Source organism: Larkinella sp. (genome assembly GCF_965227735.1).
Taxonomy (GTDB): Bacteria; Bacteroidota; Bacteroidia; order Cytophagales; family Spirosomataceae; genus Larkinella.
Genome location: NZ_OZ245776.1, coordinates 7,285,782 through 7,298,554 on the forward strand (window position 1 = coordinate 7,285,782; position 12,773 = coordinate 7,298,554).

The window sequence follows — 12,773 nt, forward strand, 5'->3', positions numbered from 1 at the left end:
TGTTTCTTCCGGTTTGAACGGAAGTTTGTTCTATGGAGGAGTTAACAAAACGGTATTACGGCATTCGCGAGGTGGCCGACATGCTGGGGGTGAACATATCGAAATTGCGGTTTTACGAGAAAGAGTTTCCTACGCTCAAGCCCCGTAAAAACCGCGCCGGTGACCGGATTTATACCAAAGATGACATCGTGCACCTTCGGGAAATTCTGGAATTGGTGGAAGAAAAAAAACTGACGCTGGAAGGGGCGAGGCAACACCTCAAAGCCCGCTCCTCGCGTCAGACTGAAATTAAACAGATGATCGGCCGGTTGCAGGAAATCCGCAAATTCCTGGTCGAAACCCGGAGTCAGTTGGAAGGATAGTTTACGGTTTACGGTATTCAGTTTACGGTTTACGGTGGCTGACGCGTTCCTGTGTGTGCGTCAGCCACCGTAAACTGAATACCGTAAACTGAATACCGTAAACCGTTCTTTACATCCTCCTCGACCGGTATTGGTAATAATCCCAGGTTTTTCGGATGCCTGCGTAGACGCCGTTGCTGCGGGGGAACAAACCGCCCTGATCGGAAGCGGCTGAAACAGTCACGAGCAGACCACTCTGGTTCAGCGGAACGCCCACCTGCAGAAGGGATGAAAACTGTTCGACGGTGTTGGGGAACGGGACATCGTAGGTGCCAAAGTTTTCGCTGTACGACAGCTTAACCTGAAACGTGCCGTTACGCCCAAACCCACCCTGCAAACCGGTGTGGAAGGCCCGAACCCGGTTGTTGCTGAAAAAACCGTACTGTGGCAGATCCGGGCGGGCCGAGGTCATCGGCGTGATGAACGGCGTTCCGATACCTTGCCCAAAATACGACCAGCCACTGCGGTACTGGCTGTGGTTGAAGTAGTTATCCCGCCCCCGCAGTTTGTCGGTGGCTTCAAAAACACTTCCTCCCTGGCTTTTAGTATAGAGCAGTTCCACGACGGCACCCGTGATGCGGAAGCCCGAGTTCGCCGGTTTCAAACTCCGAAAGCGAATGCCGTTGAGGCCATCTTCCAGGTTCGTCCGGTAAAACAGCGAACCGTCTTCGTAAACACTCTGGCGATACAGCAGAATCGACAGTTTTTTGGTGCTGAACTCCAGACCGACGTCGATGCTCCCCAGGTGATTGCCGATGCGGTTTTCCCGGTCGAAGCGGCTGTAATACGTCGTATCGACACCCCGGTTGTAGCCCAGACTACTGCCTGTTACCATATACGAATACGCCTGAAAATTGGAGGGAAACCGGCCTTCCTTGATCAGCCCATCGGAAAGCTCGCTGGTGGTGCCGCCCCACTCGGCCTGGTGGTTGAAACCGGCGTAGAGTTTGATAGGCCATTTTGCCTTGCCAATCCGGGCATACAGGGCTTTCTGGTGAAGATAGGCCCGACTAACAAAACTTTTCTGCTCGAACCAGCCATGCGCATAAAAACCTCGAACCGACAGAATGCCGCCCGTAAAAGGAATAGGGGTATACTGCGAAAGGCCAATCTGAATTTTCGGCAGGGGAAGGGCATTGCCCGACCAACTGAAAGACCCCGAACTCAGGGTTGAATCCACCAGACCGACCACTTCCCGACGCCGTCCGGCTACCAGTTCGAAGGCCCCCGCGCGAATTTTTCCGTAGAGTTCCGGAATGATCAGGGTGGTTTTTGAACCCGCTGCCGTATTGCCCACCAGTTCGACACCGTAGCCAAAGCCAAAAAAATCTCGTTTTTTTTGTGGCGTGTTGTCATCGATGGCGTAAAACCGGGAATCCCAGCGAAGCCCGGTTCGCACGCTGGCATACGGCAAATCCGTTGGTACCGTGCCGTACTGGTTCGAGCGTAGCCAGAAGGGCGTCTGTTTTGAGTTTCCGTAAAAACCGCCCACTTCTGCAAAAAGCTGAATGGGTTTTCGCTCAATCCTGGATTGACAAAATCCGATCAATGGGCAGAAGACCAGTATTAGAAATCTCATTTGTTCCTGACCGGTACGAAAGTGCCGCCTAAGTAGTACATCACGTAAAAACCGATGCCCGCAAACCCCACAGAAATAGAACTTTCACGGGTCAGTTTATACGCCATGAAGGCGCTTCCGAGGGCTAGTGATCCGCTGATCAGAATCAGCAGAACCTGCAAACACCAGGAAAAGAAGGAGCGTTTTTCAATATTCATTTTGGGTGCCATGATCGGTCAAGAAATTTAAGTAGTGTATTGTGCTATGAATTGAACTCTGATTGTACGATATAAAGCCGCAATGTTTCGCCAGAAATCATCGATCCTGACGGATATTAAGGGGAGCAAGAAAAAGTACGGTGGGTAATGAGACGAAAGAGTGATAATGCGCTAATGGAGCGGTGGGTAATCCAGAGAACTGCTTCTGCCAAAACGGGCGAACAGGCGGTTTGAATTGTAGCCTATGGGAAACGGAATGGCAACTACTGAGCTCATGCGATTGGGTAAGTTTTCATTCTTTAACTTTTGGTAACATTAAAGGTTTGAAGAATTTTACCATTTTGAGTAATTTAAAATCAATCTATTTGTAAAGTATTGTGAAAATTTTTTTGCCGGTCTCTGTTTGTGTCTTATAAAAAAGATTAAAACGGCCGCTTCAATAGATTATTTAACTGAATTTTAGGTACTTAACAGGAAGTAAGGAAGAGATTCGGAATGAGTGTAATTCGTGAACATGAGTACTATTGACTGAGTGGTGTCACATAGCACAAAGTATACGTTTTCAAAAAAAAGGAGGTTTGGTCTATACGTTCGGAAAGTGAGTTCCCGTAAATATCCTACTTTGGATCTGACAGCGCCTTCAGAAAGGCAATCACTGCCGCTTGTTCTGAGACCGTCAAATCAAGTTTTTCGGACGGTAAGGTTTGATTTTCGAGCCGGATGCCGAGTCCCCGGCCCCCGCCACGGTTGTAAAACTCTAGTACCTCTTCCAACGTTTGGTACGCACCGTTGTGCATATACGGGCTGGTTTGGGCGCTATTTCGCACCGTTGGCGTTTTAAAAGCAAACTTCAGCGGGTCGAGCCGGAAGAGGGCATAACGACCCGGATCCGGATCGATCTGATGGCGGTTGGGCTGCACTGGAACGCCGATGACCTCCGATTCGGTTTGGGTGAAAACCGGCGGCACCGTTCCGTTGAAGAGCGGCAGAAAGTGGCAGGTTCCGCATTTGGCTTTGCCCATAAAAAGATTAAAACCGAGCCGTTCTTCAGCCGACAAAAGCGGTTTTCCGGTTCCGTGGGGCTGCTCCCGCATGGACTGGTCGAACCGGGAATTGAGACGAACAAGGGATCGCTCGAAGGCTGCCAGGGCATTCTGGATGTGAATGGGTTCAATTGAATCCCTCAGTGTCGGAAAAGCCCGCTGAAACCAAGTCCGATAGCGACTGTTTTGCTGCAACAATTGGGCCGCGTGTTCCAGAGAACCGTGCATTTCGTCCACATTCTGAATGACTTCCGACGACTGATTTTCGAGCGTCGGGGCGCGTAGATCGTAGAACTGGGCATTTTGTAAAGCCGCATTCAACAAGGTGGGCGTGTTGCGCCGGACGAACCCGCGACCCGACAGGGTGGCATTTTTGGGCAACCCGTCGGTGAAGGCTTTATCGGGCTGGTGGCAACTGGCGCACGACCGTTTCCCGCCCGACGACGGATCGTTGCCAGCGGACAAAATCGGGTCAGAAAACAACTTTTTACCCAGCAGCACCTTGGCCGGATTGGTGCGCATAGCGACCGTCGGAGCGTAGAAATCCGGATTGAATGCGTTGGTATCGAACAACGTTTTGGCGTCTGTCCGCAACGCCCGAAGCTCGTTGAACGGTTGGATATTCTGCTGTTTCTGGAACGCCAGCATCTGTGTGGAAAGCGGATTGGCAACCTTAGTGATGAACAGAAACCGGTCGAACGTGTTGAAGTCGGAAGCGCGGTTCAGGTGGGTTTCGGAGTCTTCCAGAAGCTGAATAAGGCGACGGAAACCGGGGGTATTTGTGCTGTAGAAGGATGCATACGTTCTCAAACTCCTGAGCGACGCAGCGGCTTCGGGCAAGGCCGTCTGGCAGCGGGGTGTGTCGAAGCCGCTGATTCCAAGCGTGATGATTCGAAAGATCTGGAGCCGCAGGGCATCGAAAACGTGGGCGTCCGTCAGTGCCGTATCGTTTCCAAAGTCCGCGTACCGCAGCAGTTCGCGCCGGAGTTTTTTGATTTCCCGAATCAGGTCCGACCGCCGGGTGGGATCAAATTCCGGAAAAAGCAATTCTTCGATGACCTGCAAACCGCCGGGTTCCGAAATCCGGTTGTCTTCGGCTTCAATTTCGGGCAGGGGCGGACCGTTGACCAGCCGTGTGGTAGCCGGAAAATAATACTCCGCGAAAGGTTCCAGCTTTTTGTAAGCCTGGCGGCAGGCCAGAAAGGCGGTTTTCAGTGAATCGGGAGAGGTACTGTGTTCGGCCAGGGGCAAAAACCGGGTTTCAATCAGCGTTCGGAATGCCGCCAGATCGTGGGAAAACTGCTGTTTTACGCGTTCCGTTGCGTTTTTCTCAGGAAGTGCTGGCACATCCATTTGCTGGAGTACAACGACAAATAGCAGTGTCGCAGCCAAAAATAAAAGCCCCCACCCCCCTGAAGGGGGCCTAAAAATCGGTGAGTTCAGGCCCCCTTCAGGGGGGTGGGGGCTTTTACTTCGGAACACCGCGCACAATGACAATCTGACCGCCTTCGCCCATATTCCCAATCGCATTGTCGTAGATATTGACGTTTTTGGTGATCGCGCTGCCATCCGCGTTGATGAATTTGGTGTCGCGCCAGGTGTGCGGTTGCAGGTTGATCAGGAACGTGTTCGGAACGCCCACCACGTCCGAAATGTCGGTCATCGCGCCGTATTCCCAGGTGCTGATGCCCTGATGACCAATGATGTTGTAGATGCGCTGAAAGTCGCCATCGTTTCGGCGGTGGTTCATTTCCAGGAACGGTTTGAGCTGTCTGGTGGTAATGCTATATTGCCAGATACGTCCGTCGTGGTCGGGCGTCGAAATCGGCGCGTCGCCATCTTCCCCGATGTACACAAAATTCTCGGTGACGCAGATGTTGTCCGGATTGATCAGGCTTTTGCCCGGATTAGAATACCCCTCGGCCACAAACGACAGTTGCCCTTTCAGCGGGTTGGTGGCGTCCAGTTCCAGGCGGTAAATGCGGCCCCACTGCACCCGGTCGCTGGCATGCGAACCCGTGACGGCAAAATACAGTTCACGCCCGTTTGCCGCGCTGCCTTTCCGGTAGTCGATGTCTTCGACCCGCGCAAACTGAATGGCATTTTTTTCCAGTTGCTGCGCGGCAATCTGGACACCCGTGGCGGTTTTTGCATTGTCGATTTCCACAAATTCGACCTCATACCGCTGGTCGGCCTGCATGTTTTTCTCGATGGGGTCCTGGTTGGTTCGTCGGAGTGTGTAGAGCTTTCCGTTCTGGAGGTCGCCGGGCGTCGTAGAAACGTACATCGTCACCTGCCCATTGCCTTCATCTTCCGTCATCAGCACCACGGTTTTGTTGGGATACGAGCCTTTCGGTAGCGGAAGCGCATTTTCGAACGACGCTTTTCCCAGGGCCGGGAGCGTCCGGTTGCCGTTCTTTTTATCAGCCGCGCCCAGCGGGTCGATGGCGTGAACCCGACCTTCTGCGTCGCTCTCGCCAGCGGTCAGGTAGAGCGGACCAAAACCGTGTTCGGCCGGGGTGGCCAGCGTGGCCGAACAAAGCCGCCAGATTCCGCCTTCGGCATCGACAAGGTATTCACCTTTGACCGGTTTGAAGGTTTTATCCAGATAAACCCGGGAGACCGAGCGGATCATCTCGTGGTTGGTGATCAGTACATAGCCGTCACCTGCCGGATTTTTCAATAAACCGGCTCCATCGGGTTGTCCGGCAAATATGAAATCGGGGGATTGTTCCAGTTTATCGGAACTACTGATGAGGGGCAGAATTTCCAGACTTTCAAAACCGGGCAGGGCCTTGACCAGCGGGGGGGCAGCCGAATGGGCTTTCAGTTCCACCTCCGTTTTGGTAGTCGGCGTGGTTCCGGTTTTTTCTTCTTTCTGACACCCTGCCCATCCAGGTGCTGAAAGGAAGATAACGATTTGGATGAAAGAGCGAAACAGAGTTAACCTTGACATGGAATGGGGGTGTTTAGCAAATATACTTAATTTTTATTTTGCCCCGCACCGTTACTCCGGGCTTCCGATTCCGTCTTGATTAAAACCCTGAATGAGCAGCCTGTGAATCATCCTGAATTATTCTACCAATCGGCCCTGACGTCCGTACCGGGTGTGGGCGACGTATTGATTCGTCAACTGATGAGCTATTGCGGCTCGGCTTCCGAAGTTTTTCGGTCGCCCCTGTCGAAATTGCGAAAAACACCCGGCGTGGGCGAGGTGATTGCCCGCGCTATTTTGCACCAGGACGTGTTGCGGGAAGCCGAACAAACGCAGCAGCGGTGTGAAAAGCTGGGGATTCAGCAGTTGTTTTATACCGACAAAGCGTATCCGGCCCGTTTGAAAGCCCTCTACGATTCTCCGGCGATGCTGTATTTTCAGGGCACCGCCGACCTGAACGCTGCCCGCACCCTCGGCATTGTCGGAACACGGCAGGCCACAGATTACGGACGGCGAATCACGGAAGAACTGATTCAGGCGGTGCAACCCTACCAGTCGCTGGTGATTAGTGGCCTGGCCTACGGCATCGACATTGCCGCCCACCGGGCCAGTTTGATCAACAGCCTGCCAACAGTGGGTGTCATGGCTAGCGGGGTCGATATCGTCTATCCGTATGTTCACAAGAAAACCGCGCAGGAGATGGTGCTGCTCGGTGGTTTGCTGACTGAAAACCGCCCTGGTGTCAAGCCCGACGCCCGCTTGTTTCCGGCCCGAAACCGCATCATTGCGGGCTTGAGTGATGCCATAATTATTGTAGAAGCGGCCACCAAAGGTGGGGCTTTGATTACTGCGGAATATGCCAACAACTACCACCGGGAGGTTTTTGCCGTCCCCGGCCATCTGAATCAGACGTTTTCTCAGGGTTGCAACAAGCTGATTCGGGAAAACAAAGCCCAGATTTATACCAGACCGGAGGATGTGATTGAAGCCCTGAACTGGGATCAGCCGGTGAGCAAAACCGCCCCGACCGACAAAACCGCCCTGGCGCTGGAATTTACGGAAGAAGAAAGTCAGATTCTGGCACTCTTTCGTCAAAAGCCCGACTGGCACATCGATGAGCTTAGTTGGCGAACGCAGATTCACATCGGTAAACTGGCGTCATTGCTGCTGAACCTGGAATTTAGAGGCATGGTCAGGACGCTGCCGGGGAAGAAATACCAGTTGAATTAAGGAATTTCAAATGTAAAATGATGAATGCTAAATGTAAAAAGAGTTTCCAATCCGAAACTTTTACATTTAGCATTCATCATTTTACATTTGAAATTCCCAATTTAAAACCCTAGTCCAATGGCAAATCCCCGCACCGTGGTCGGGAATGTTCCCAGGTTGGTGAGTGCGCCGTTGTTCAGATTGATGTTGTACAGGTTTGTGGAACTACCCGCTGTCAACAGCGCATAGGCTTTGTCGCTCCGCCCGCCGATGTCAAATCCGTTGGTTGCCGTGATATCGATGCCCAGTGGACTTCCACCCACCAGCGTGCCGTCATTCGGCGGAATCTGGCGGTACAAGCGGTTGGAGAAGTCGTCGAGGTCATACAGAACCGTTGTCGTTGCACCCTGAACGTTGTTCGAATAGGCAGCCGCCCGAACCGAAGGCCGGTCAACCGCCGTGGGGCCATAATTGAGCGGTTTGTCGACACTAACGTTCCCATTTGTCGGATCAATCCGCAGGTTTTGACCCGAGTTGCTGATGACCCGAATCCGGTCGACCGTCGGGTTGAAATCAAAACCGTAGTCACTGCCCGTCAGCATGGGCGTAAACGCGCCGGAACCCACCACCGTGAGCTGGGCGTTGTTGGTACCGGCCGGATACGAAATGGTATAAATGCGGCTGGAATTTCCCAGGGCGTAGAGTTGACCCGTTGCCGGACGCATGTCGATACCGCGAATCGTTTCACCCGGTTGTAGTCCGGTAATGTTACGCTGAACCGGTCGAATGTCGAAGGGATCGAAAATCAGCAGGTCGTTGCCACTGACGGCGTAGGCGACGGCATCCGTCGGAATGGCCAGCCCGATGTAGGTTCCGGAACCCAGATCGCCCAGCTTCTGAATGGCACCCGTGGTCAGGTTTACGTTGCCCAATTCGGCTTTGCCACCCACCCAGTAGGCCAGCAGGGCATGGCTGTTGTCGGACGAAATGTCAAAACCGGCACTGCCCGTAATGTCTTTTCCCAGGGGGCCGACGTTGACGAGTGTTCCGTTGTTGGGCGGAATCTGGGAGTAGAGACGATCCGAAACCGGGTCGATGTCATACAAAACCGTGCTGCTCGACACGCCTTTGCTGTTGGTGTAGGCCACCGCTGAAATTGCCGGATTGGTTCCGCCATTGATGTTTCCATCCTGCCCACCGGTTTGAAGCATGCCGGTGTTGGGATTGAGCCGGAGGTTTTGGCCGGTGCTGGTCACCAGCCGGATCAGGTCGACCGTCGGGTTGAAGTCAAAAGCGACCGAAGCCCCGTCGGCGATGGCGGGTGAGAAAGGGTCCACACTTACCGAACGCGCTACCCCCGTTTCCTGGTTGATGACGTAAACCCGGCTGGTGCTGCCCAGTCCGTAGAGTTGCCCCGTTGCCGGGCGGAAGTCGATGGCCAGGATTTTTTCGTTTTCTTTCAGGCCCGTAATCTCGGTATTCGACAGGTTTGCCATCGGGTTCGAAACGGTCTTCTTGTTCAACCGGTTGTTGTCCGTTAAAGCAAAAAATGAAACCTCCGTCGCGCTTTCACGGGCACTGTTGTGTTTCGTAACATCGGGGCTCAGGGCGCTTTCGGGTGACGTACATGCGTTCAGACCCACCATCAGGCCCAGTACCCACGCGCCTGCCGGTAGGCGAAATCCTCCTTTTTTAGTCGTACTCATGTTTCAAATTGTTTTAGAAAGGTTGAATGGAATGATAGGATATTGACAGTCATACGAATGAAGGCGGGTATTTAGATTTCCAACCCGTAAGAATGTTACGATATGGCCCCGGCGTAAAAAGGTGAATCGCTGATAATGAGTAGATTATCAGGATAGTAGTGAAGAAAGATAATACTGCGGTAAAGTTAAAACCAGGGATTACCAGCTCTTTTTAACAGACAGAAACATGCCCTTTTGAGCCGGATATAACGCGCCCTGATCCAGGGCGAAAGAGGCTGACAGGAAGGTGTTGGAAAGCGGTGGGAGGGGAACCTGAGCCGCCAGCAAGGCTGAGAACTGCTCAAAACGGGGAGAATACGGCAGATTGTAGGTGCCGTAGTTGCGGCTGAACGACGCCCGGGCATTGAGTTGTACGCGATAAAGAATTCCCTCCAGGCCGAGATACCAGACATTGACCCGGTTATTGGGGAAGAAACCGCCCCCGGTATATTGCTGCACCCGGGCGGTGTAGTCGGCTCGGGGGGCAATGAAGGGCGTGCCGATGGTTCGGCCAAAATACGACCAGCCTTCCCGGTACTGACCGTGGTTAAAATAATTGTCGGCGCCCTGATACTGAGCCGTCTGGTCGAAAACCGGCCCACTCTGGCTGGTCATCGGCAGCCACTCCACCACGGCCGCATTCCACCGGAACCGGGGGTTGGGTGTGGCGGTTTTGTTCCGGAAACGGAGGCCCCACAAGCCGTCGGGAAAGTTGAGGTAAACGATGCCGCTGACGTCTTCATAAAAATGCTGGTAGTAGAACAAGGTGATTAACCGGGAGGTCGTCCATTCCAGGGCGTAGTCGATGGAACCCAGGTGATTGCCGACCCGGTTTTCGCCATCGAAGGCGGTTTGCTGGCTGGTGGTGAGTTCTTTGGGATACAACCCAAAAATGAGTCCCGTATAATCCCGGAATGAGGAGGGCAGCTTGCCATTCACTGCAAATGAAGTGCCTTTCAGGTAATCGGCGTGACCACCCCACTGCACCTGATGATTCATGCCCACGTAAAACTTCACCTTCCAGTGCGGTTTTCCGAAGCGACCGTAGAGGTATTTCTGGTGCAGATACGCACCCTTGATGTAAGGCGCATTGAACCAGCCGTGGGCATAGCCCAGCCGGAAAGCCACCAGTTTTTTCAGAAAACCGATTGGCACGAAGCCGGGCGTGTGGAACTGCACTTTCGGAATGGGCAGCGCATTGGCCGACCAGGCGACAAAACCGGACGTCAGCGTGGTGTCACCGAGGCCGTATTGCTCGCGCCGTCGGCCCGCCCAGAGTTCAAATTTCCCCAGCCGAACCTTGACATACAGTTCAGGGAGAATAAACTGACTGCTTTGGCCCACATTGACAGCCGCGTAGCCGCCAACGCCCCAATCAAACCGGTGGTGGTTCGTATAAACCGTATCGGTGCGGTAATCACGACTCATCTGTCCCCGCAAGGTTGCAAACGGGCCTTGCAGCGGCACGATGCCGTATTGGTTGGTGCGGAGCCAGAAGGGGGGTTGGCGGGCCGTTGCGCCCATACCCCCAAGTTCGAGGTCGGCCCGAACCGGGCTGGAAAGCCGGGTTTCCTGTGCCAGGGCCGACGTGGCCAGCAGCCAGCCGAATGCCAAACAAACGAGCCGTCTCATCGGCGGTTCAGACTAACGGTTCCATTCCGCCGGATTTTGCCGCCAGGCCGCGAGGGAGTCCATGGCGTCGGCCGAAATGTAGTTCAGATCCCGGGCTTCACCCACCAGCGTTTCGTAGTCGCTCAGGCAGACCAGTTTGACGTCTTTGTCCGCAAAATTTTGACTGGCTACCGGAAAACCGTAGGTAAAAATGGCCGCCATGCCCAGCACTCCGGCCCCGGCTTGCCGCAGCACATCCACCACTTTGAGCGAACTGCCACCGGTCGAAATCAAGTCTTCAATCACGACAATGCGTTGTCCCTCTTCCAGCCGTCCCTCGATCTGGTTGCCCATGCCATGTTTTTTTGGTTCCGGCCGAACATACAGAAAGGGCAGGTTCAGCGCATCGGCGACCAGCGCTCCCTGGGCAATACCAGCCGTGGCAACGCCAGCAATGGCTTGAACATCAGGAAATTCTTTGAGGATTGTATCGGCTAACGCGGTACGGATATACGTCCGGGCTTCCGGGTATGACAACGTGATGCGGTTGTCACAATAAATCGGTGATTTCCAGCCTGAACTCCACGTAAAAGGCTCCTCCGGCCGGAGTCGAACCGCTTTCACTTCCAGTAGCAATCGGGCAACTTTTGCTGCAATCATAGGTGCTTTAAATGATGACGATTGACCATCGTCCATCGTCAGTGGTCATTTTACTCTTCAATTCTCTTCGTCACCAGAATTTTATCGATCCGGCTTTTGTCCATGTCGATGATTTCAAACTGGTAATCCTGCCAGGAAAAAGTCTCACCGGTTTTCGGGATGTCCTTGATAATCTGTAGGGCAAAACCGCCCAGCGTATCAAAACCGGTCATTTCGCGCCGGTTCTGGATAATGATGTTGAAATAATCCAGGAAATCGTCGAACGGAATCTGGGCATCGACGAGGTAGCTGCCGTCGCCCCGTTCCACAATCTCGAACTCAAATTCGTTGGTGTCCGAAATGTCGCCCACAAGCGCGTCCACGATGTCGTTGAGCGTCACCATGCCCAGAACGCCACCGTATTCATCGACGATGATGCCCACGTACTGCCGACGTTCCCGAAACCGTTCCAGCACCTGGTAGGCCATGTTGCTTTCGGGAATGTATAGAATATCGCGTTTGAGTTCTTCGAGCCGGGTGAGCTGATCATCGAGGTCTTTGCCCAGAAAATCCTTGCTGTGAATGAGACCGATCATTTCATCGACGCCCCCCTTGCAGAGCGGGTAATGCGAATGGCGGTGTTCGATGATGTACTGGCGGTTTTCTTCGACCGTGGCTTCCAGATCCAGAAACACCATTTCCTGCCGGTTGGTCATCAGGGAGGTGATCCGGCGGTCGCCGAGTTGAAAAACGTTCTGCACAATTTCCTGCTCAATCTCCTCGATGACCCCGCCCGAGGTACCTTCCTGAATCAGACTTTTGATTTCTTCTTCCGTTACGGCACTGGCATTGGGTTTGATATTCAGAATTTTAATGATCAAGTCACTGGAAAAACCGAGCAGGCTGATAAAGGGTGACGTCACCCGGGAAAGCATGTTCATCGGCCCGGCCATAAATTTGGCAATGCCTTCGGGATTCGATAATCCGATTCGTTTGGGAACCAGTTCGCCCAGCACCAGCGACAGATACGTAATCAAAATAACCGTCAGGGTAACCGCAATGCTGTTGGCGTAGGGTTGAAGGAGCGGAAACTGGGACACGAAGCCCGAAATCTGGTCGGTCAGGCTGTCACCACTGAAAATACCCGTCAGGATTCCGATGAGGGTAATCCCGATTTGAACGGTAGCCAGAAAACGGTTGGGCGATTCGGCGAGTTTCAGAGCCTCTTCGGCCCGGCGGTCGCCATTTCGGGCGTCGGTTTCGAGTCGGGCTTTGCGGGAGGAAACCAGTGCGATCTCCGATAAAGAGAAAACACCGTTCAGAATGACTAAAAATAGAATGATTGCAAGTTCCACACGGGGGAAAGTTGGCGTTCTGCAAAAATAGTGGATTTAGTTTCTCTTCAAAGATGAAT

Annotated in this window: 10 protein-coding genes; 2 read left to right on the top strand and 8 right to left on the bottom strand. The window is 53.3% G+C overall.

Annotated elements, in window-relative coordinates; all coding sequences use genetic code 11:
* Positions 1-32: 32 nt before the first annotated feature.
* Positions 33-362, top strand: a complete 330-nt coding sequence (locus tag ACO064_RS28820) for a MerR family transcriptional regulator (protein WP_421830645.1) — start codon at positions 33-35, stop codon at positions 360-362.
* Between the two features lie 109 nt (positions 363-471).
* Here ACO064_RS28820 and ACO064_RS28825 read toward each other — a convergent pair whose 3' ends face one another.
* The 4 genes from ACO064_RS28825 to ACO064_RS28840 all read right to left on the bottom strand — a co-directional run bounded on the left by ACO064_RS28825 (position 472) and on the right by ACO064_RS28840 (position 6,176).
* Positions 472-1,980, bottom strand: a complete 1,509-nt coding sequence (locus ACO064_RS28825) for a capsule assembly Wzi family protein (RefSeq protein WP_421830646.1) — start codon at positions 1,978-1,980, stop codon at positions 472-474.
* On the bottom strand, positions 1,977-2,177 hold the full coding sequence (locus ACO064_RS28830; RefSeq protein ID WP_421830647.1) for a hypothetical protein: 201 nt from the start codon (positions 2,175-2,177) through the stop codon (positions 1,977-1,979). Before ACO064_RS28830 ends, ACO064_RS28825 begins: the two co-directional genes overlap by 4 nt.
* 617 nt (positions 2,178-2,794) lie before the next feature.
* Positions 2,795-4,573, bottom strand: a complete 1,779-nt coding sequence (locus tag ACO064_RS28835; RefSeq protein WP_421831080.1) for a cytochrome-c peroxidase — start codon at positions 4,571-4,573, stop codon at positions 2,795-2,797.
* Positions 4,574-4,688: 115 nt separating this feature from the next.
* Entirely contained in the window at positions 4,689-6,176 is a 1,488-nt protein-coding gene (locus ACO064_RS28840) for a hypothetical protein (protein WP_421830648.1), read from the bottom strand.
* A gap of 180 nt (positions 6,177-6,356) precedes the next feature.
* Here ACO064_RS28840 and dprA point away from each other — a divergent pair, with 180 nt between their 5' ends.
* On the top strand, positions 6,357-7,385 hold the full coding sequence (dprA, locus tag ACO064_RS28845) for a DNA-processing protein DprA (protein ID WP_421831081.1): 1,029 nt from the start codon (positions 6,357-6,359) through the stop codon (positions 7,383-7,385).
* 101 nt (positions 7,386-7,486) lie between these two features.
* Here the strand turns inward: dprA and ACO064_RS28850 are convergent, their stop codons facing one another.
* The 4 genes from ACO064_RS28850 to ACO064_RS28865 all read right to left on the bottom strand — a co-directional run bounded on the left by ACO064_RS28850 (position 7,487) and on the right by ACO064_RS28865 (position 12,714).
* The gene (locus ACO064_RS28850) at positions 7,487-9,070 is read right to left on the bottom strand and encodes a DUF4394 domain-containing protein (RefSeq protein ID WP_421830649.1); all 1,584 of its coding nucleotides are present in this window, start codon (positions 9,068-9,070) and stop codon (positions 7,487-7,489) included.
* A 198-nt stretch (positions 9,071-9,268) separates the two neighbouring features.
* A complete protein-coding gene (locus ACO064_RS28855; protein WP_421830650.1) occupies positions 9,269-10,741 on the bottom strand; it encodes a capsule assembly Wzi family protein in 1,473 nt (490 codons plus the stop codon).
* Between the two features lie 12 nt (positions 10,742-10,753).
* Positions 10,754-11,380 (bottom strand): orotate phosphoribosyltransferase, encoded by a 627-nt coding sequence (pyrE, locus tag ACO064_RS28860; protein WP_421830651.1) that lies wholly within the window; start codon positions 11,378-11,380, stop codon positions 10,754-10,756.
* A 50-nt stretch (positions 11,381-11,430) separates the two neighbouring features.
* The gene (locus tag ACO064_RS28865; protein WP_421830652.1) at positions 11,431-12,714 is read right to left on the bottom strand and encodes a hemolysin family protein; all 1,284 of its coding nucleotides are present in this window, start codon (positions 12,712-12,714) and stop codon (positions 11,431-11,433) included.
* Positions 12,715-12,773 lie beyond the last annotated feature (59 nt).